The 21242-nt window shown below is 36.2% G+C and carries 19 protein-coding genes; 9 read left to right on the forward strand and 10 right to left on the reverse strand.

The genetic code is table 11. The features are described from left to right. Nucleotides 1-167: 167 nt before the first annotated feature. From clpX to ACE1MS_RS16025, 3 genes are all read right to left on the reverse strand, one after another. Nucleotides 168-1439 (reverse strand): ATP-dependent protease ATP-binding subunit ClpX, encoded by a 1272-nt coding sequence (clpX, locus tag ACE1MS_RS16015; protein WP_008180649.1) that lies wholly within the window; start codon nucleotides 1437-1439, stop codon nucleotides 168-170. A gap of 513 nt (nucleotides 1440-1952) precedes the next feature. Next, nucleotides 1953-3242 carry a trigger factor gene (gene tig / locus ACE1MS_RS16020; protein ID WP_012295491.1) on the reverse strand — a complete coding sequence of 430 codons (1290 nt, stop codon included), beginning with the start codon at nucleotides 3240-3242 and terminating at the stop codon, nucleotides 1953-1955. Nucleotides 3243-3361: 119 nt separating this feature from the next. Continuing rightward, nucleotides 3362-4345 (reverse strand): DUF3196 family protein, encoded by a 984-nt coding sequence (locus tag ACE1MS_RS16025; RefSeq protein ID WP_031419319.1) that lies wholly within the window; start codon nucleotides 4343-4345, stop codon nucleotides 3362-3364. A 213-nt stretch (nucleotides 4346-4558) separates the two neighbouring features. Between ACE1MS_RS16025 and ACE1MS_RS16030 the strand changes: the two genes are divergently transcribed. The 7 genes from ACE1MS_RS16030 (at nucleotide 4559) to ACE1MS_RS16060 (ending at nucleotide 11825) form a co-directional block, all read left to right on the forward strand. Continuing rightward, on the forward strand, nucleotides 4559-5023 hold the full coding sequence (locus ACE1MS_RS16030; protein WP_012295493.1) for a hypothetical protein: 465 nt from the start codon (nucleotides 4559-4561) through the stop codon (nucleotides 5021-5023). Nucleotides 5024-5260: 237 nt separating this feature from the next. Next, entirely contained in the window at nucleotides 5261-6103 is an 843-nt protein-coding gene (locus ACE1MS_RS16035) for a DUF2785 domain-containing protein (RefSeq protein WP_036164365.1), read from the forward strand. Between the two features lie 818 nt (nucleotides 6104-6921). After that, the gene (gene qoxA, locus ACE1MS_RS16040) at nucleotides 6922-7827 is read left to right on the forward strand and encodes a cytochrome aa3 quinol oxidase subunit II (RefSeq protein WP_012295495.1); all 906 of its coding nucleotides are present in this window, start codon (nucleotides 6922-6924) and stop codon (nucleotides 7825-7827) included. Between the two features lie 59 nt (nucleotides 7828-7886). Beyond that, complete coding sequence (gene qoxB, locus ACE1MS_RS16045; protein ID WP_031419321.1) at nucleotides 7887-9830, forward strand: cytochrome aa3 quinol oxidase subunit I; 1944 nt, start codon at nucleotides 7887-7889, stop codon at nucleotides 9828-9830. Between the two features lies 1 nt (nucleotide 9831). Further along, entirely contained in the window at nucleotides 9832-10431 is a 600-nt protein-coding gene (gene qoxC, locus ACE1MS_RS16050) for a cytochrome aa3 quinol oxidase subunit III (RefSeq protein WP_012295498.1), read from the forward strand. Then, the gene (qoxD, locus tag ACE1MS_RS16055) at nucleotides 10431-10712 is read left to right on the forward strand and encodes a cytochrome aa3 quinol oxidase subunit IV (RefSeq protein ID WP_012295499.1); all 282 of its coding nucleotides are present in this window, start codon (nucleotides 10431-10433) and stop codon (nucleotides 10710-10712) included. The genes qoxC and qoxD overlap by 1 nt, the downstream gene beginning before the upstream one ends. Nucleotides 10713-10967: 255 nt before the next feature. Beyond that, entirely contained in the window at nucleotides 10968-11825 is an 858-nt protein-coding gene (locus ACE1MS_RS16060; RefSeq protein WP_031419322.1) for a DUF6612 family protein, read from the forward strand. Nucleotides 11826-11907: 82 nt separating this feature from the next. On the opposite strand, the gene ACE1MS_RS16065 is transcribed toward ACE1MS_RS16060, so the two are convergent. The 7 genes from ACE1MS_RS16065 to ACE1MS_RS16095 all read right to left on the reverse strand — a co-directional run bounded on the left by ACE1MS_RS16065 (nucleotide 11908) and on the right by ACE1MS_RS16095 (nucleotide 18400). Continuing rightward, complete coding sequence (locus ACE1MS_RS16065) at nucleotides 11908-12327, reverse strand: universal stress protein (protein ID WP_012295501.1); 420 nt, start codon at nucleotides 12325-12327, stop codon at nucleotides 11908-11910. 50 nt (nucleotides 12328-12377) lie between these two features. Beyond that, the gene (locus tag ACE1MS_RS16070) at nucleotides 12378-13445 is read right to left on the reverse strand and encodes a PQQ-dependent sugar dehydrogenase (RefSeq protein ID WP_031419323.1); all 1068 of its coding nucleotides are present in this window, start codon (nucleotides 13443-13445) and stop codon (nucleotides 12378-12380) included. A gap of 63 nt (nucleotides 13446-13508) precedes the next feature. Next, on the reverse strand, nucleotides 13509-13673 hold the full coding sequence (locus tag ACE1MS_RS16075) for a hypothetical protein (protein WP_012295503.1): 165 nt from the start codon (nucleotides 13671-13673) through the stop codon (nucleotides 13509-13511). Nucleotides 13674-13825: 152 nt separating this feature from the next. Continuing rightward, on the reverse strand, nucleotides 13826-14242 hold the full coding sequence (locus ACE1MS_RS16080) for a YugN family protein (RefSeq protein ID WP_031419325.1): 417 nt from the start codon (nucleotides 14240-14242) through the stop codon (nucleotides 13826-13828). Nucleotides 14243-14467: 225 nt separating this feature from the next. Then, nucleotides 14468-15658, reverse strand: coding sequence for a Ger(x)C family spore germination protein (locus ACE1MS_RS16085; protein WP_281487005.1), 1191 nt, complete (start codon nucleotides 15656-15658; stop codon nucleotides 14468-14470). After that, entirely contained in the window at nucleotides 15655-16752 is a 1098-nt protein-coding gene (locus tag ACE1MS_RS16090) for a spore germination protein (protein WP_198694863.1), read from the reverse strand. Before ACE1MS_RS16090 ends, ACE1MS_RS16085 begins: the two co-directional genes overlap by 4 nt. Beyond that, on the reverse strand, nucleotides 16730-18400 hold the full coding sequence (locus tag ACE1MS_RS16095; protein ID WP_438821803.1) for a spore germination protein: 1671 nt from the start codon (nucleotides 18398-18400) through the stop codon (nucleotides 16730-16732). The genes ACE1MS_RS16090 and ACE1MS_RS16095 overlap by 23 nt, the downstream gene beginning before the upstream one ends. Before the next feature lie 314 nt (nucleotides 18401-18714). Here ACE1MS_RS16095 and ACE1MS_RS16100 point away from each other — a divergent pair, with 314 nt between their 5' ends. Together ACE1MS_RS16100 and ACE1MS_RS16105 are read left to right on the forward strand one after the other, a co-directional pair. Continuing rightward, the gene (locus ACE1MS_RS16100) at nucleotides 18715-19722 is read left to right on the forward strand and encodes a nucleoid-associated protein (protein WP_012295508.1); all 1008 of its coding nucleotides are present in this window, start codon (nucleotides 18715-18717) and stop codon (nucleotides 19720-19722) included. Nucleotides 19723-20003: 281 nt separating this feature from the next. Further along, complete coding sequence (locus ACE1MS_RS16105; protein ID WP_012295509.1) at nucleotides 20004-21125, forward strand: hypothetical protein; 1122 nt, start codon at nucleotides 20004-20006, stop codon at nucleotides 21123-21125. The last annotated feature ends 117 nt before the right edge of the window (nucleotides 21126-21242 follow it).

A 21242-nucleotide genomic window follows, 5' to 3' on the forward strand; every position in this document is an offset into this window, starting at 1 on the left:
AAAACTGATTCACACTAGTTATTGAAACGAGCCAAAAATTTCTACAAGTCAGTTGGCCAATATGTAAGAATGAATAAAAAGCTGACTGTCGATATGTGCGAACATTGCACAATCGAAGTCAGCTAATTACTCTTTATCTCATAACGGTAGACAGCCAATTCTATACGCTATGCTGAAGTTTTTGTGTCGCTACCTTCATCGAGTTCAGTGCCATCTTCAAGAAGCAATTTCGGTTTTTCTTTATCCGTAATTGTTTTTGCAGTAATGATACATTTTTTTACGTCTTCACGTGAAGGCAGTTCGTACATTACATCAAGCATCGTTGACTCAATTATTGAACGAAGACCACGTGCACCTGTTTTACGCTCGATTGCTTCCTTCGCAATTTCCGCAAGCGCACCTTCATCAAACTCAAGCTCAACACCGTCTAGTTCAAGCATTTTCTGATATTGCTTAGCTAGTGCATTTTTAGGCTCCGTCAAAATTTGTACAAGTGCAGCTTCATTTAATTGCTCTAGGCTAGCTAGTACTGGTAATCGACCAATGAACTCTGGTATTAGACCAAATTTCAGTAAATCCTCAGGAATCAGCTTAGACATGATAGAACCTTCATCTACGTCCACTATATTCGGATCTGATCCAAATCCAATTATTTTTTCACCTTGGCGACGTTTAATGATGGATTCAATACCATCGAATGCTCCACCTACAATGAATAGAATATTGGTTGTATCGATTTGTAAAAACTCTTGATGAGGATGTTTTCGGCCACCTTGTGGTGGAACACTTGCAACAGTTCCTTCTAAAATTTTAAGAAGTGCTTGTTGAACACCTTCGCCAGAAACATCACGTGTAATGGATGGGTTTTCTGACTTACGTGCAACTTTATCAATTTCATCAATATAGATAATACCTTTTTCAGCGCGTTCGATATCATAATCTGCTGATTGGATTAGCTTTAATAAAATATTTTCAACGTCCTCACCAACATATCCTGCTTCAGTTAATGAAGTAGCATCCGCGATGGCGAATGGAACATTTAATATACGTGCTAACGTTTGAGCTAATAAAGTTTTACCGCTACCAGTTGGGCCGATTAACACAATGTTCGATTTTGCCAATTCTACATCATCAATTTTACTGTTTGTATTGATGCGTTTATAGTGATTATAAACCGCAACTGCTAATGCTTTTTTAGCACGCTCTTGTCCAATTACATACTCATCTAAAATCGTTAGAATCTCTTTTGGTTTTGGAATATCTTGAAATTCGATTTCCTCTTCTACACCTAGTTCCTCAACAACGATTTCTGAACAAAGCTCAATACACTCATCACAAATATACACACCAGGACCTGCTACTAATTTACGTACTTGTTCTTGTGGTTTTCCACAGAATGAGCATTTTAAATTGCCTTTTTCATCATTAAATTTGAACAATATGTTTCACCCCTATTCAAGCAACAATCTTACAAGATTATTGAACCTTTATCAAATAAATTGTCTGCATCATTTACGCCTTCGCATTCATGCAAGTAGATTATAACGTCATGTTGTTTACTTCCTTCGCCGTCTGCAGCATATTTTTCAGGAACCCATTTGCGTAACCTTTCGTTACCTAAGGTCTCGGTTCTTCACTACTGACACATAAGATTCAAGCTGTCATCAACTACTGATTTCTCGATCAGCTACATAGCTTTTTATTTATAAATCTACTACATTCATCTACAAAGGCTTTGTTCATTCGAAGATATGTTGATTGTTAATGTCCTTATGATCTTACAGAATGAAGTTAAATGAGCATCGTGTAAAAATAAAAACAATACTATGTATGTGAAGTGTAAAGTGAGTCGTACTAAACTTTAAGGGGACTGATTTTTAGTTGATGTGATAAAACAAGGCACGGTTTAATGCCGTACCTTGTTTTTTTTAGCTATCTAATTACATAAAATCTTATTCAGTAATTTTAGCGTTTTCTACTAAAAACTCAACTGTTTTTTGGATTTTGATGTCGTTTTCAAGTACTGCCGTACCACCTAAAGCACCTGTGATTTGCTCTTTAGTCATGTTGAATTGAGCAGCCATTTTTTCTAATTCTGCTTCAATATCAGCTTCAGTTGCTTCAATTTTTTCAGCTTCAGCAATCGCTTCTAGTGTTAAAGATACACGTACACGGCTTTCTGCTTCTTCTTTCATTTGACCACGTAAATCTTCTTCTGATTGACCAGAGAATTGGTAGTATAAATCTAAGTTCATACCTTGTGTTTGTAGACGTTGGCCAAACTCTTGTAACATACGATCAGTTTCAGAGTTAATCATACCTGCTGGTACTTCAAACTCAGCATTTTCAGAAGCTTTTTCTACTAGCTCATCACGAAGAGCTGCATCAGATTCAGCTACCTTTTGTGCTGCAGTTTGTTCTTTAATTTTAGCGCGTAAAGCTTCTACGCTTTCCACTTCTGAATCTAATTCTTTTGCGAATTCATCATTTAATTCAGGAAGAACTTTTGTTTTAACTTCTTTCACTGTTACTTTGAAAGTAGCTTCTTTACCTGCTAATTCAGCCGCATGGTATTCTTCTGGGAATGTAACAACTACATCTTTAGATTCGCCAGCTTTCACACCAGTTAATTGCTCTTCAAAACCAGGAATGAAAGAACCTGAACCGATTTCTAGTGGGTAGTCTTCACCTTTACCACCTTCAAAAGCTTCGTCACCTACGAAACCTTCGAAATCAATTACTGCTGTATCGCCTTCAACGATTGCTTCATCTTCTTTAATTTCTAGTTCAGCTTTACGAGCTAATTGCTCTTGAATTTGAGCATCTACTTCTTCATCAGTTACTTCAACTGGAAGCTTAGCTACTTCTAGACCTTTGTAGTCACCTAGTTTTGGTTCTGGTTTAACTGTTACTTGTGCAGTGAATGAGAAATCTTGACCATGTACAAAGTTTTCTGTACCTGCGATTTCTGGGTAATCAACTGGCATAATTCCAGCTTCATCGATTGCCTTTGCATAAGAATCAGGAACGATAATTTCTAATGCATCTTGGTATAAAGATTCGATACCAAAACGTTGTTCGAACATTTTACGAGGCATTTTACCTTTACGGAAACCTGGTACATTAATTTGTTTTACAACTTTTTTGAACGCTTGGTCCATTGCTGCATCTACTTCTGCAGCTGGTACTTCAATTGTAAGAGTACCGATATTACCTTCTTGTTTTTCCCATTTTGCTGACATGTATAAATACCTCCAAATAAATAATCAAGTTTAGGATGTTAGACAATTCATTCGTAACTACGATTTTGACAACCATTTTAGTATAACATAGATGTGTATAGTTTCAACTTTTTTCATGCCTAATGTAGTTCTGTTAGCTTTTCTAACATTTGTAAAAAGTCTACGATTTCATCATCCATTTCTTTCACATTTCCTAGCATTGATGATACAAAATCTATATAACTATAGGCTACATCCTCTGCCACAAAAGGATGCCATTCAAAGGGAAATGTGACAATAGCATGTTTCGCCATTAAATATTGTACCATTTCTAACGTCGTTGGGTCTTGTGCCAACTTATCTTCAATTATATTTTTTATTTCACCATATTGTGGTAATTGATTAGGTAACGATAGTTGTGCTGGGTTTATCGTTTTTGAATGCCCTAATTTCGAAACCATAATATCCATTGAAACTTCCTGTTCAACTAATAAGATTAAAGCCAAGCTCTGGACAAAAGGATGAACGGTCGAACTTTCAATAATTTCTTGCAATGCCGTTTTTAATTGCCTTACATTGGTATCCATCAGACGATGTAATTTTATAGATTGCTCATTGGCTGTTAGTGCACTGAATTTTTCTAGTTCATATTCCTGCTCCTCAATAAACTGTTGCACATTTTCTTTTTTTTCAAGATTTTTAGATACTTCTCTATTAAGGTTTTTTAATCGTTCAAATTTCTCCACTTGATCACTTGGCAGTACGCTTTCCTCAAGGAGGGTTGTGATTAACGTCTCTACTTGATGGTATTCCTTCAGCTGCATACAAATTGTAATGTACAATTCCATGACTTCCACATACATGGTTGTCCCCATGGCAAAAAGCTGTTCACAAACACCTTTCGCTTTGTCATAATCCTTTAACTCGTATAGAGCAAAGGCATAAGCACTAAGTGCAAATTCATCACCCGTTTCATATATAAAGGCCTTTTCAAAACTTGCAATAGCTTTCTCATATTGATAATTTTCTGCAAACATATGCCCTTCACGTATTAATGTTTGGACAGCTCCTGGAAAAACAACAATATTGTCATGTTTAATGACATGACGCTTACGTTTTGTCATTCCCCTCACCTCCTCCGTTCTATTTTTCTTTTCAATTATTTACTAAAAATATCCACAAGTTTCTTATTTTTTACAAAAATAATTGTTTTTACATTCATATTTTGTAATAAAATGTATTATAATTACATTAGTCGAAAATCTATTACAACTTGCAGACTTTCTACACGGTTGTCTGCATCCAGAAAATCAAGTTCTTAACAAGGAGTGGAATACATGCAATTACTAGATACAATCACAGAATTTGACCATTGTATCTCACCTGCATTCGAGGCATTATCGATTAAAGTCATTTCATTTTCTACAGCGGACGGACCTACTCAAGATAGTCCGATTGAATTTGAATTTTTAACACGTACAAAAATTGATGTTTACACGCAAGAGGCTAGCACTTATCTTTTACGTATTCTTGGAACAATCCCCGGTTCTATTGCAATTGGACATCAAAATGAAACTCTTTCTATAATTCCTCAAAAAGTAAATATTGAATGTAATGACAAACTGTTACATGTTGACAAAAAAGATATGCATCAAATTTTACAACATCCTGAGCCGAATCGTCATTACAGTGAATGGCTTATTGATGCTATAAAAAATACCAATATTCTCGTTGAGCTGAAGACAAACCAACACTCACTGATTGAGTGGCCAATCGGTATAAAGTCAGCCGCCATAATATAGGTAGAGATAGACATACTTCATCGGTATGTCTTTTTTTGTTACTCCTATTTAAGCATTTCCATTTTGTTGCGTTTCTATCATAACAACTTTCTATAGCTTCTGGAAATAATATTATAGCAACTCTCAACATTAAAGTATTTGTATACTTACCGTCCATCAGGATTGCAAATTGGTCGATTTGCTTAAAAAAAGAGCTATAATAATAGAACAATCCTTATGATGGAGGCACATTTAAATATGAATTTAAAAGAAACACTACAATCTTTTTCTACCATGACACTGCATGAACGTCAGGCAATGATGAAGGACAAAGGAGAATGGCTCTTACAGGAAATGATGATTCATATTGGCTCAACTGATGCTGAATTGCGCGATCATTTAATTTATCGTACGTTTATTAATTTACTGAGTGATAATTTATTAAGCACACAACAATTACAATTTTTATTTGAAACAGCAACTAGTGATAACTCCTTATATTTACATATCGGAGAAGCGCCAACAGACAGTGTCTTTACTAGGTCATTCTCTGCATTGCTTATTGCAGGTTTGCTTGCAAAGGATGCCGAGATGCTTGTTTTAAAGGACGATGAGTTGCAACCGTTTTTTAAAAAAATTGGACGTTATCTATTATTAGAGCAAGATACAAGAGGTTACGTACAGAATAAAGGATGGGCACATAGTATTTCACATGGAGCTGATTTAGCCGCCATGACCATTAAACACCCAAAATTCGATTTGCAATATGCTCCGTCCATTTTACATGCACTAAAGCTTGCCACTTGGAAAGGTACAGTCTATGTTAACGATGAAGAAGAGCGATTAATTAACATCGTAGATGCTTTATTACAACAAAATTACTCGGAGGAAGCTTTGATTGAATTTGTTGAACAAGCCTTTGACAAATTTGAAATGCATTTAATGACTCAAGGTTATAACGAAAGCTTTTTTAGTGGGCGTACTTGTACATTAAACTTCATGAAGACATTATATTTTTCTTTAAAAATGAATAATAAAGCCCCTCTATTACAAAATACAATTTATGGACAAGTAGCCAAATGGCTAAAGCTTGGTGACTGACTAAAAAATGCTGATTCAATACGTTTCTTTCTCAAAAACATGAAAAATTTCTACCATACTAGCAAACTAAGACTTTTCTTAGTTTGCTTTTTGTTTTTCAAACAGAATATGGATATGTAAATTTATGTATAATCAAGAAAACTATTTGTTATATTAACATAATTAATAACACTCCCCATTTATTCCCTTTTCAATCATTCCTTTCATTGATAGTTCATCCTAATGTTTCCATACAAAGACTCTTTAGCTACTCCTTTTATATAAAAAAGGCAAATAAAAAACATAATTATGCCCGATGAGATACTGATTTTATTACAAAACAGCGTCCAAAATGTGAAATGCAATTTTTCATAAAAAAAACTATTTACTTAGTTAAACATGAAGAATCCAGTGTTTTCAACGTTTCCACAGTGTTTAATGAACAAAACCTTAAAATACCAATACTAAAATAACGATTTTTGTTCAAAAAATGTTCAAATTCAATGTATCTTTACTATCTTTTTCATAACAAAATTATGTTTTTTCTTAAAAACAGGGCGTATAATCCAATGTGCAAACAACGACAAGATGTGACAATCGTTATAGACATGTACGTATGTGAAACGATTGCACAAATCATTGATTTTGCTAACGCTTGCATTAGACCAATCAACTTCAAGATTTATGTTTCATATTGAACCATGCCATTGTAAATTCTTAAGTTGTTGATTGGTACGCCAAGATAAAAGAGGTGACCTCAGTATCCACTATTTATAAATGTGAACTGACAAAAAACACATGAATTTTATGAATAGCCGTTCTATAGAAAGGAGTCAAACATGAAGAAAAAATTAAGTTTAATGTTTGTAGCATTGGGTGCTCTTGCACTTCTTTCTGGATGTGAGCCATTAACAGTGTTCAATCCTAAAGGGCCAAATGCCGAAACATTATCAAACACAATTATTTTATCCATTATTACAATGGCCTTTATATTACTAGTCGTGTATGTGCTTTTAGCCTTTATGCTAACTAAATATCGTGCATCTAAAACAGCTGCTGATTATGAGCCACCTCATGAAGAGGGTAGCCATCTTCTAGAAATCACATGGACAGTAATTCCAATTATTATTGTTGCATTCTTGGCCGTTGTAACTGTAAGAACAACATCTACTGTAGAGGCTCAGCCAGCAGGATATGACGATAAAGAACCTTTAGTAATTTATGCTTCATCATCAAACTGGAAATGGCATTTTAGTTACCCTGAAGAAGGTGTTGAAACAGTTAACTATGTCAACATTCCAGTGGATCGTCCAATTGAGTTTAAATTATACTCATTTGGTCCGATCACAAGTTTCTGGATTCCTCAATTAGCAGGTCAAAAATATGCCATGAGTGATATGTTAACAACCATTCACCTTGCTGCAGATGAGGTGGGTTCATTCATGGGACGTAACTCTAACTTCAATGGACGCGGATTTGCAGAAATGGAATTTGAAGCACAATCTATGACACAAGAAGACTTCGACAAATGGGTAGCTGATGTTAAAGCAAAAGAAAAACCATTAACAGAAGAAAAATTTGATGAGCTTTTAAAGGCTGAGCATGTTGGTCGCCAAAGCTTCTCATCTACACACTTAGAATTCAGCCCTGCCCCAATGGAACATGGTAAAAACATGAAAATGGGTGACATGGATCATGGTGACATGTCTGAAGAAGATATGAATAATGAACATTCAGGTCATTAATTTACATTTAACTTGAACGAGTAGAATATTAATTTTTAATTTTGAAAGGAGCGCATCCAATGAGTATGGAAGAATTATTCCATCCAATGCAAGAACCGATGATTTTAGCGGCAGCTATTAGTATCGTAGTTGGAGCAGTCGTTATCGTAGCTGGCCTTACTTATTTCAAAAAATGGGGCTATTTCTACAAAAACTGGCTATCAACTGTTGACCATAAAAAAATCGGGATTATGTATATCGCTGTAGCATTATTAATGCTATTCCGCGGTGGTATCGATGCACTGTTAATGCGTGCACAAACAGCAGTTCCGGATAACGGACTTCTTGATGCACAACATTATAATGAGATTTTTACAACACACGGTTTATTAATGATTTTATTTATGGCTATGCCATTTGTTATTGGTTTAATGAACATTGTCATCCCCCTTCAAATCGGTGCACGTGACGTTGCTTTCCCACGTCTAAATGCTGTCAGCTTTTGGTTATTTGCAGCAGGTGCGGGTTTATTAAACTTATCATTCATTATCGGTGGTTCGCCAGATGCTGGTTGGACAGCCTACTTCCCACTTGCAAGTACGGATTTTAGTCCGACTGTAGGGAATAACTATTATTCTTTAGCACTTCAATTATCAGGTATTGGTACATTGATGACAGGTGTTAACTTCATCACGACCATTATTAAAATGCGTGCACCTGGTATGAAATTAATGAAAATGCCAATGTTTACGTGGTCGATTTTAATTACAAACGTAATTATTGTATTCGCATTCCCAGTATTAACTGTAGCGCTTGCTCTTATGATGTTAGACCGTCAATTCGGTACAAAATTCTTTGCTATGCAAGACGGCGGTATGGATATGCTTTGGGCCAACCTATTCTGGGTTTGGGGACATCCTGAAGTTTATATCGTTATTCTACCTGCTTTCGGTATTTTCTCAGAAATCATTGCAACATTTGCACGTAAAAACTTGTATGGTTATAAATCAATGGTTATGAGTATGGTTGTCATTTCTTTACTATCATTCTTAGTTTGGGCTCACCACTTCTATACAATGGGTCACGGGGTAATGGTAAACAGCGTATTCTCTATTACGACAATGGCAATCGCCGTTCCTACTGGTGTTAAAATATTTAACTGGCTACTGACGATGAGGCACGGGAAAATTCAATTTACAACACCGATGCTTTATGCACTTGGCTTTATTCCAATTTTCACAATTGGTGGGGTTACAGGGGTAATGTTAGCGATGGCAAGTGCTGACTATCAATATCATAATACGATGTTCCTAGTTGCCCACTTCCACTACGTTTTAATTCCAGGTACAGTATTCGGTGTACTTGCAGGTTATCACTACTGGTGGCCAAAAATGTTCGGTTTCCGTTTAAATGAAAAATTAGGGAAAACTGCGTTCTGGTTTATTGCAATCAGCTTCAATGTAACATTCTTCCCATTATTCATTTTAGGTTTAGATGGCTATGCTCGTCGTATGTACACTTACTCAGAATCAACAGGCTATGGACCATTGAACATGTTATCATTCGTTGGTGCTTTAGGACTTGCAGTCGGCTTTGCGTTGATCGTTTATAATATCTACTACAGCTGGAAACATATGCCTCGCAATGAAAAGGCAGATGTATGGGATGGTCGTACACTTGAATGGGCTACTCATTCTCCAGTACCAGAATACAACTTTGCAGTAGTTCCAACTGTTACTCGCTTAGATGAGTTCTGGTTCGCGAAAAAAGAAGGTCGCGATATTACAGCAGGTAAAATTGAAAAAATTCACATGCCAAATAATACAGGCACACCATTCTGGATGAGTGGATTCTTCTTCCTTGCAGCATTCTTCGCTGTATTTAATCTATGGGTTCCAGCCATCATTAGTATGCTTGGTGTATTTGGCTTCATGATCCATCGTTCTTTCGAAAAAGACCATGGTCGTTATATTTCAGTTGAGGAAGTTATGGCAACTGAGAAAAGCTTGAGAGGTGATAAATAATATGAAAATCGATTCTTCACTTCCATTAGAATATAGTACAGAGGAAAATCGCCTAAAAATCTTTGGTTTCTGGATATTCCTTGGCGCCGAGATCGTGTTATTTGCCACATTGTTTACTGTGTATTTCACACTTCACACACGGACAGGTAATGGCCCGAATGGTGCCGAAATCTTTGAGTTAACACCAGTACTATGGGAAACATTCTTATTATTAACAAGTAGTTTCACCATTGGTCTGGGTGTTCATGCAATGCGTATTGGTCGTAAAAAGGCAATGATGACTTTCTTCATCATTACCCTTTTACTTGGACTAGGTTTCTTAGCTATTGAGATTGATGAGTTCATCACTTATGTACATGAAGGTGCGACAATTCAAACAAGCGCATTCTTGTCATCATTAATGACTTTACTTGGAACACACGGTGCCCACGTAACATTTGGTTTCTTCTGGGGACTAGCTATCATTATCCAAGTAGCTAAACGTGGTTTAAATCCACAAACAGCGAACAAAGCGTTTATCTTCTCATTGTACTGGCATTTCCTAGACGTTGTTTGGATTTTCATCTTCAGCTTCGTCTATTTGAAAGGACTGATTAGCTGATGAAGGAATTATTCCCAAAACAACATGTCATGGGCTTCGGCTTCTCACTATTACTGACACTTGTCGCTTTAGCCGTTGTAACCTTTGATATGAGTTATAAAATGGCATTCGCTATTTTACTTGTCACTGCCCTTGCACAAGCAACTGTACAATTAGTGTTATTTATGCACATCGGTGAATCTGAAGATAAGAAAACGTTATATACAACGATTTTATATTCAGTATTTGTAGGTGTTGTAACAATCATTGGTACATTGTTCGCCATGATCTGGGGTTACTAAGTAATTAATTTCATTTAGATATTTTCGAGCTTGTTGAAGAAAAGCTCCTCTAAAAGCTGTCACGGCCTTTCGCATTATTCGATTGGTCAGTGACAGCTTTTTTAATAATTTTCATGCTTGTCACTGGTCGTTGTTGCAAGATTATTGTTTTATTACTAAGGAATTAGATTCATTTTATAAAATAACGAAACTTTTCCTTTTCTTGGGCGTATACTAGTAGATAGTGTTTTTTACCAAGAATAGGAGATGAAAGTAATGAAGAAGATTTTTAAAGTATTAGCAGTTGGAACACTAGCATTAACGCTTGCTGCTTGTAATTCAAGTGCCACACCTACGAAAGACACAACCGAAAAAAGCAAACTCACTTTAGAACAAGTGTATGACAAAGCAGTGGATCGCCAGGCTGATATTAAAAGTGCTAGTGCTAATATGGACATGACACAGGTAACAAAGGTTGGAGCTGGCGAAGAGGCTATGGAATTCTCTATCAACTCTAAAATGGAAATGGACATTATCGTTGATCCACTTGCTATGCATTTATCAGGCTCAATGTCAATGCCAGATATGATGAGTGAAGGCCAAGAAACAACGGACATGCCTATTGAAATGTATATGAAAAAAGACGCTGGCCTTTTCATGAAAGATGTGACTACAGACAGTTGGTTAAAACTTCCTGATGAGAATTTTGATGCTATTTTAGATCAAACGGCTGCTTCTGCTGATGCAAAGGAACAGTTAGAACAACTTAAAAAGTTCATCAAAGATTTTACATTTGAACAAACTGATAAAGAATACGTCCTTACATTAGAAGCAAAAGGTGATAAATTTAAAGAGCTAATTGATTCTGAGATTAATAAATCAATGCAGGATATGGGATTAGAAGAAAACCCTATGGATCAACTAACAATTGAAAAAATCAACTATGTGCTACACATCGATAAAAAGACTTTCGATACAAACAAAATGGATATGAATTTTGATTTGAAAATGGCAGTAGAAGGTGATGAATTGTTAATGAATACAAAATCAGTCGTTACTTATACTGATTTCAATCACCTTAAAACAATTGATATTCCTCAAAACATAGTAGATAACGCACAAACAATCGAATAAAAAACAAACCTGCTTGTATATAGATGACAAGCAGGTTTGTTGTGTTATTATCCATATAAATATGACGAAGATTTCCGTAAAATTATCGAACGATTAATACATCACAATGAGCATGACGTACTACTTTTTCTGCTACAGACCCTAGCATCATTTTTTCCATTCGATTTAACCCTGTTGCTCCACATACAATCAAATCAACATTCGTAAGCTGTGTCAAAATCCCCTTTGGCGAACCCGTTTCTACAACTGACTCTACGCTTTGAACACCGGTCTGAACCACTTGCTCTTCCAAGCTTGCCATTTTGCTCTTGTTTTCTTTCTTCAATTCCTCTGCATATTTTAAATCATAGGCTGACACCGCACCAAAAGATTTTGTATCAATTACATTCACTAGTTGCAAAGTAGCATTGTGTTGCATCGCTAATTGACTCGCTCTTTCTAAAGCCTTCAATGATTGTTCTGAGAAATCAATTGCTACTGCGATTTTTAGATAATTAGCCATATTAGTCCTCTCCCTTCAACATGGCATTCCATGTTTTCACAAATATTATATCATAACGGTGTTCTGTATAGTTTATCGTCATCGGGTTGTGGATTGCCACGTCCATCCGTATTATTGCTGATAAAGTACAAATAGCTATCATCCATAAAGACATCTCGTATTCTTCCGAAATCTGATAATAGTACATCTTGTTTATGCTTGCTCATATCAAATGTTAGCACCGCTGTCCCCCTTAGTGCCGCAACATATAATCGATCATTCACTACGGTTATGCCAGAGGGTGCCCACGTTTTTGATGGGCCTGAAGTAAATAGAGGTGTAACCATTCGTTGCTGTTTGTCTGTTCCCTCCATGAGCGGCCAACCATAATTCTTCCCTTTTTCAATCACGTTGATTTCGTCATTTGCTGCATTGCCATGTTCGCTTGCGTACATCGTACCATCCGTTGCCCATGCTAATCCCTGCGGATTTCGATGCCCATAGCTATACACATAAGAACGAGGAAAGGGATTGTCATTCGGTATGGAACCGTCCAAATTGAGACGTAAAATTTTTCCTTCCAACGCATCTAAATCCTGTGCTAATGATGGCTGGGTGGCATCGCCCACAGTAACATACAATTTGCTATCGGGACCTATTTTTAAACGTCCACCATGATGATATGTACCACTCTGTATTCGATCAATTAGGAGATCCGTTTCCTGCCACTTATTATCGATTAACGTTAATGTCACAACCCGATTAAATTGCGCTGATTCCTCTTCATACGTATAGTACGCATAAGCAATATATGTTGTTGTAAAATCAGGAGCTAACACAAATCCTAGGAGACCTGCTTCTGGAGCTGACGACAAATCCTTCTTTAATAAAACCTGTTGTCTTTCAACTACATCTTCCGTAATCTTCACAATATTCCCTGGTCTTTCTGCTACATATAACGCTGTATCACTCTTTTCAATAGACCATGGTGTATGTAATTGCTCTGCTATTACTTCAACGTTTGGAGTGACTTTTAAGGGTTCCTCTTGTATGACCTTCCGTTCATCCTTCCCCTCTGTAGATGTACAGCCCAAACATAGAAAAATGACTAGCAGTAAAAACGGAATCATTCGCCTCATTTTGTTTCCTCCTTTTCTGTCATAAAAATAATACTATTTTTTGAAATAGAAAAAGACGTCGCCCTAGACGTCTCTTTTACTTACTTTTATACTTTCGAACATAATTATTTCACCAAATGTTTTTGTGTGCTCTAGCACTTTAAGATAAGCTTCTTTTCGATGGATGAGTCGTTCTTGTCGTAATTTTAGATAGGAATAATAAAAGTCATCTATAGCTATTTTATCCATAAACTCACCTCTTATAGTAGTTGTCTGCTACCACTATTATAAGGTTGGTAAATTCTTACGACAATTCTATTTTCTATTTTTGATTATAAGTTCCCAAAAATGGAAGGATAAAAGACATAAGAACGCTCGAAAGAATATACATATTTATCTAATTAGTTGATAAAAAAAGGCAGTACTTTTTCTTCTACAACTTGTTCACCCGCCTGAATCCATCTACTTTTATCATGAATATGCCCATCCTTATCAAGCGGTGTCTGGAACTGGCTAGCACCTGTAGCATCCAGTAGAGAACCTTCATCATAATCTAAACCAACGTTAGCAACATGTTTAATGACAAACGGCTTTTGAAATCGAATTTGGGCATCTTCATTGTCTAATTCCCCTGCTGTTACGATAAAGGGCACGCGTAAATATATTGTTTCGCCGCCGCCTCTCCATAGTACCGCGTCGAAGCTCCCTTTATGATACTCCCAATTCCCACCAATTGTAAAACCGCGATGAATAATATGATCTCGCAAATAACCATAGCCTATCTCTTTTCCAACTATTTTTGAATCAAACTGTAGCATGTTGAAACCTCCTCCTTTCACTTGATAAAAGTCTATCCTAAAAAGAGGAATTACAAACTATTTAAAGGAACTCAGATTGTTCAATTTAAAACATATTTAGCGGCTTCTACATATTCTGTAACAGCTTTGCGGCAGTTGGCACCAGTCTTTCAAAGACATTATTGAATATTATAATCCTCCCTATAATTCCAATATATAGAAATAAATAAAAAGGTGATTAATACGTTAATCACCTGACGTTCCATAATCCTTGATGGTTATGGAAACTTCACATTTTATAGCTGCTTCACTAAATATTTTATCCCAATCCTTTTTTATCTTTTCCCACTCTTTTGGATACTTTATTCTTAATTTATTGCCGAATCCTGCAACATCTGTTTGATATTCCTGTTGCAGCTTTTCCGACGTTTTCATCACTAATCGTTGAATTTCTTCCTCAATTGTTTTCTCTGCTTTTTTTAAAAATTTATTATTAAATGCTTTGTCTGACAGTACCCAATGTTCAGCAATTCTTCCTTCCGATTGAATGTTCACTGTAAATGAAATACGATCATCATCTATTTTTGGTATGATTTTACTTTTCATAGACATTATTTCATAAACGATAGGTGAATCCGATTCTTTATCAAACCCCTTCACTAACCCCCCTTCCCCTTTCCCCGTGATCCATGCAATGCCCCCTAAGTCGTTTTCATCCAGAAAGCCTCGAAGTTTTTTAGTTTTCCCATCAATGACAGCAGCACCTACAAATTTTACTTCTCCATCTTCTGAAACGACGTTTTGTAATAAAAAGCTTGAATCAGAATATAATTTCCCCTCTAATTTTGCAATGGTCATAGGTGGCAAAATTTTGGTTGTTCTTTCATTCCCCTCCATCATCTCTACCAATTGAAAGGCAGGAATTTTCGTTGGTTCATTTGTTTCAAGTGTCTCACTTGCCCGCCCCTGAGCAATAAGAAGCAATCCGCTTGGCCGTATCTCCAGCTCTCTTAGAAAAAAGTCCAACAGCTGTTGCAGGTTAATGGTGCTGGCAAGTTCTTCGCCAATAATGGTAACCTTGGAATGCTCCGCGAATGAATGTTTGTCAGACTTTAATAGCATATTTCGTAATGTAGGCAAAACAACATCCCCTGTTTCAGAAACATTTTTATATGCCTTTTCTCGTAATGTTCCATCTTTCATTCCTGTAACAGTTGTCTCAGAAGTGACCATTTGATTCGTAACGGTGAGTAACGTTCTATTAGCATATTTAGCCTCTTTTTGTTCCTCAGTGGTAGCCTCTTCTGTTGCTAAATCTAATGAGGTACCAACAATCAATCCTAAATCCTCAATCTCTTTACTACTCCAGCAACCAGTAAGTAGGAGAGATACAATCATTACTAGAGAAATACGTAAAAATGGATAGAGTTTCTTCATGTTTTATCGCCCTTCAATTTTGATATAAGGAGTAAGGTTACGGGTAGTGCACCAAATAAAAATAAAGCAGCATGACCGATCTTATCGCCAAATTTAAAAAGGTCATTTATATTTTTGGGTGTCATCGCGATAATATAAATAATCGGTAATAATCCATATAGAAAAGGGTGCATACTTTTTTTAAAAAGCTGAGCTAACCCTAGAGCGGCAGCATAATAGGTAATGGTAAAGGTGGCGAAAATTTGCATAATCCATATAACAAGTAAAAATGATTCAAAGCGTTCGAAAATTAATCCTGGAATTTCAAAACTCCGCATGAGTTCGATTGTTGGCCATGTTCTTGTCATGACCCCTTCGATGGAAAGAGCGCCAATCACCATTACAACAGTAATAACATAAAAAAGTAATGGAATCGCTATGCCCACTAAGACGACTTTGACTGCTTTCTTTTTATCAGATGGGTACATAAATGCCACTAAGAGCAACATAATCTCAGGACCTAGAAACGCTAATGTTGCCGTTTTTATTCCTTTCAGCATCGGAACGACTCCCAGCCCTAAAACTGGTCGAAGATTATCGATTTCAAAGATTCCTAAGCTTAAAAAAGCGACAAGTAAGAAAATCACAAAGGTAATGGGAAATATAATTTCGAATAAACGACCGATCGAATTAATTCCACCACTCACCAAATAGAGCCCCACCCATAAGAAAGGTAGAATAATAGCCCATGTGGGTGTTCCCTCCAATAAAAAGAGGGAGGTTACTTCAGCCATTATTCGAACCTCAAAAGCAGAAATCGTAAAGAAATAAGTAATGACAAGTGCACTAATCAACCATCCTAGCCATTTTCCAACAATATCTTGATTGTATTGATAAAATGTCTTGTCTGGATATTGTTGACTTAGCTTGACGATAATCACTCCAGCAATCATGGCGATAAGACCACCTAAAAAAACACTAATCCAAACATCTGGCGTTTTTACCTTCTCTACCGAGGCACGAGGCAAGGTGAGGATGCCAGTTGCAAGAATATAATTAATAATAATGACCATTGTTTGGGACGTCGTAATGTTATCTTTTGGACTGGTAATCATGGCTACTGTTTTCCTTTCCTCGTATTTCCCCTTTACGAACAGAATCTTTTGGCTGTAATAATTTTGGTCGGCGTTTCATCATCATTAATGGCATACGTACCATAAAATCTTTCCAATCCCCTGCTCTATATGGGACAGTCGGACTAACATAAGGAACACCAAAACTCTTCAGCTTTACTAAATGACTGCCCAGGAAAAGGAAAAATAGAATGACCCCGTAAAGACCAAATATGGCAGCAAAAAACATAGCAACAAATCGTAGCATTCGTAATGTAATCCCTGCGTTATATTGAGGGATAGCAAAGGACGAAATAGCGGTTAAAGCAACGACGATAACCATAATCGGACTTACAATTCCAGCCTGTACAGCTGCTTCTCCAATAACAAGACCCCCGACGATACCCATTGTGGGACCGATCGGCTTGGGCAAACGAAGTCCAGCTTCTCGTAAAATTTCGATGGCTACCTCCATAATAAGCGCCTCGATTAACGCTGGAAATGGAACTCCTTCCCTTGTGGACATCATGGACAGTGCTAGCTTAGTTGGGATTAATCCCTGATGGAACGACACAAAAGCAATATACATGGATGGACCAAAAAGTGTTATCGCAGCAGCCAAGTATCGTAGAAGCCGAATGAGCGAACTTGCAAACCAGCGTTCATAATAATCTTCCGGAGATTGTAGTAGCATATTAATTGTAACTGGTACAATTAAAGCAAATGGTGTGCCATCTAATATAATGGCAACCCGCCCCTCCATTAATGCCCCATATACTCGATCAGGACGCTCCGTGTTCTGCACTTGTGTAAAAGGGCTCAGAAAATTATCTTCAATTAACTGCTCTATATAGCCCGATTCTAATAGGTTATCAAGGTCGATTGTTTGTATCCGATTTTTTACTTCATCCACCAACTCCGGATCCACTATCTCATCCATATAGGCAATGACTAACTCTTTTTTTACCCTCTTCCCCACTTTCATCTGAATGATAGATAATTGCTGATTTTCACCTTGCTGTCTTAGAAGAGCTGTATTGTCACTTAATCTTTCTGTAAAGCCTACCCTTGGCCCTCTAACAACCGCTTCTGAAATAGGCTCCTCTATATTACGCGTCTTGCCATTTATCGTACAAAGTAATAAAGCATTAGGCATACCATCTACAAATAAAGCTGTATAACCTATTAATACCTTACTTACTATTCCTTGCATCGTTGATTCTTCTAGTACATCCCCGATAGGTATATTATTTTTCATGAGGTTCTGCATGTTGCCGTTTTCTGTTAAAGCAGTGGCGGATGTGTCCGAAAAACGCTCCATCATCGAAGTCAAAATATGCTCTTCGATTTGCCCTTTATCTGCTAGACCTTCAAGATAAACAATAGCCGCACGAATATGAGTATTTCCTATGTGAAATTCTCTAAAGTGGGCATCCCAATTATGCCCAAGTTCTTGTTTTATTTGTTCAAAATCTTTGATAAAATCACCCGTTAGCGAGGCAACTGTTTCTTGGCTAGATGGCTGATCTACTTCCTTTTGATTCGTGTATTCTTTCATGTCGATCTTGCCATTATTCTTTTTTTCAAGTATTAAACCATTAAATAATTTGAAAATCAAAAATGGAATAACGAATACTAAAAAACCCTGCATAAAAACTTGCCATTGTGGTATATAGGATATTACCCTTTCCCACATGATGATCACCCTCTTTAACAATCCACAAGGAATTAATTACTACATATTTTTATCTAAGCAGTCCTATTTTAAACTTCTAAACATCAACATCCTCCCATGACAAAAAATCAGCCTCAATATGCCTGAGTGCTGACATTGGGGTATATTTTTTGTTTTCTAATCCATGAATTTCCAAGTCCTTACATCCCGTTTTATTATTTCTAATCATTGAAATTTAGAAAATAAGATATGGTATACTAGCTACTATGAAAAATTAGAAGGTGAAATAAATGTTAGAAGTTAATGAAAGTAAATTAGCTCACTATAGTATCCATTTTTTGAGCGAGACGACACTAATTTTAGGAGAAGAGGATTATATACAGCCAGAGCTCATGCTAGAAGCAGCCTTTACACAGCTTGCATTTAGTAAAGTAGAACTTGAGCAGCAATATGAATTTTTCCATGAAACAGATATTGCGCTTAATGAAGTTTTTACCTATTCAAAAAAAATATTCGAACAGGACAGTAGCTTTCTTGAACAATCTCAAAATATGGCGAAGCACTTACACAGTGTATCCCAGCACCCAAATATTAAAAGCGGAGAGCTATTTATTGGCTTGTTTGAAAATTGCTTTCTATTAAATGAAGTTAAAAAGGTCATTGCCATTGTCAAAATTGATGAAAAAGAGATGTTTTTAGATGTCAAAAATGACAATAATAAGATGATCATTCATGGTGTTGATGGCATAAACGTGAAAAAAATTAATAATATGGCCATCATTGTAGATATGGGGGAAGAGAAACCCCCTGTTGTTTTTATAAAAACGAAGCGAAAAGAGGATATCGTATACTGGCAGGAACGATTTTTAAACATTAAAGCAGCCGATGAACATTATCACAATACAGATTTAGCGCTAAATGAATGCAAAAAGTATATTTTAAAAGAAGAGAATTATTCGAACACAGAGAAGCTAGGCTTTTTAAATAAAACATTGGACTACTTTAGAAACGAAGATGAGTTTCAAGTGGACCATTACATCGAAACCGTATTTGATCAAGCGGATGCTACCCAAAAAGATATCCTCGTCAATGCAGTCAAACCTTATGAAACAGTTATTTCTGATAGTGCACTAGAAAAAGCTGAAAAAAAATACAAACGTAAAATAAAGCTTGATTCCAATATTGAAATTCAAGTCAATATTCAGCATATTGATCAAATAGACGAACTGATTGAAGTTGGCTATGATGAGGCAACAAATCGAAAATTTTATAAGATTTATTTCCAGGATGAAATATAAAGGAGGCTCACTTAAAAATGCCTCAAATTATTGACCAAAACCATCGAAAAGTTCACGCTCGATGGTTTTTATCTTTTTAGAGTGCTACAGCTCGACCGCTGTAGTGAAAATCAACGCTTTTATTTTTTTGTAAAAGAGACATTCCCATTTTAGGAGTTGCTCTTTTGTCTTAAAAAAACACTATTTCTTTTCAAATTTTTCTTAAAAAGATAAAACTTTTTTGTTTGGTAAAACGTCTAATAATTGGTAACAGAAGTTAACCTAAAGGAGAATGAATAAAGATGAAAAAACCGTTTAAGAAAACATGGATTTTAGCTTCCGCATTAACACTAGGAATGGCCGTAATGACCCCGCTTCAAGCTGGTGCAACTTCAGTAGATACAACTAAACAAGTCACTATACAAGTAGAACAAAAAATAAAAGGTACTATTAAGTACTTTGATGGCGATGGCATCTCAATTAAAGGGTCTGACGGCAAAAATTATTTTATTGGCTTACACAAATTCTCTGACAAGCAAATCGAAAAATTGAAGCTAGTGGAAGGACAGGAAATCGCTGTTGAAGGAAGCATTGTAGAAGATTATTCAGATTTCTATACTTTTGATGTGTATAAAAAAAGCTTACCTAAAGAAGTCACAAAAGAAGAGTTAGTTCAATTAGAAAAACTCTTTACTGACATGAAAAAAGCAGAAAAAGAAGAGAATTATGAAGAAATGGATCGAGTTTATCAAGCCATGAATAACATTACAAGACCTTATGAATTAGCAAATTGGCAGCCTGAGCCTTTTGAAGATTTTATTAACGAAGCTGCATTTTCTGAGCAAAACATAGTCATCAAAAAACAAGATAAAGAACAGCTTAAAGCACTTTATAATGACTGGGTAAAATTCACTAAAGAAGATAAAACAGATGAGGCAGGAGAAAAAATAGATAAAATCTTTACTATTTTAGAGCCATACTTCCAAGAGCTATATCCTCCACTAACTTTTGAACAATATATGGCTGATATGGACTTAGACATAACAAAAGAGGATCTCGTAAAGCTTAAGGCGTTCTATGAGGAAGCTCAAAAAGCAGATAAAGATAAAAACGAAGAGCTCTCAATCAAGTTATGGGATCAATTCTATGAAATAATTAATTCATATTACAAACCTGTTTCCTTTGAAGAATATATGTCAGATATCGAATTTGACATTAGCGAATCGGATTACACAAAATTAAAACAGCTCTATGAGGAAGCAAATGCCTTAGATCAAAAAGGTGAAGATGAAAAGGCTGCTGCCCAATGGGAAGCCTTCTATCAAATTTTAGATCCCTATTATTCGGCAAATAGAGACATTCTAATCTCAGCATCGAAGTTAATCATTCACGGTAACGATTTACTTCCAGAACAAACAAAATAATGTTTTTGGGGCTCTCCTATTCACTATAAGGAGTAGCCCTTTTCTAGTACATGACAAAATTGTCATGTACTCCATTGAATAGTCATGTGAATCGATGGTTTGACCATAATTTGCTTG

The sequence above is a fragment of the Lysinibacillus sp. fkY74-1 genome (assembly GCF_053165895.1).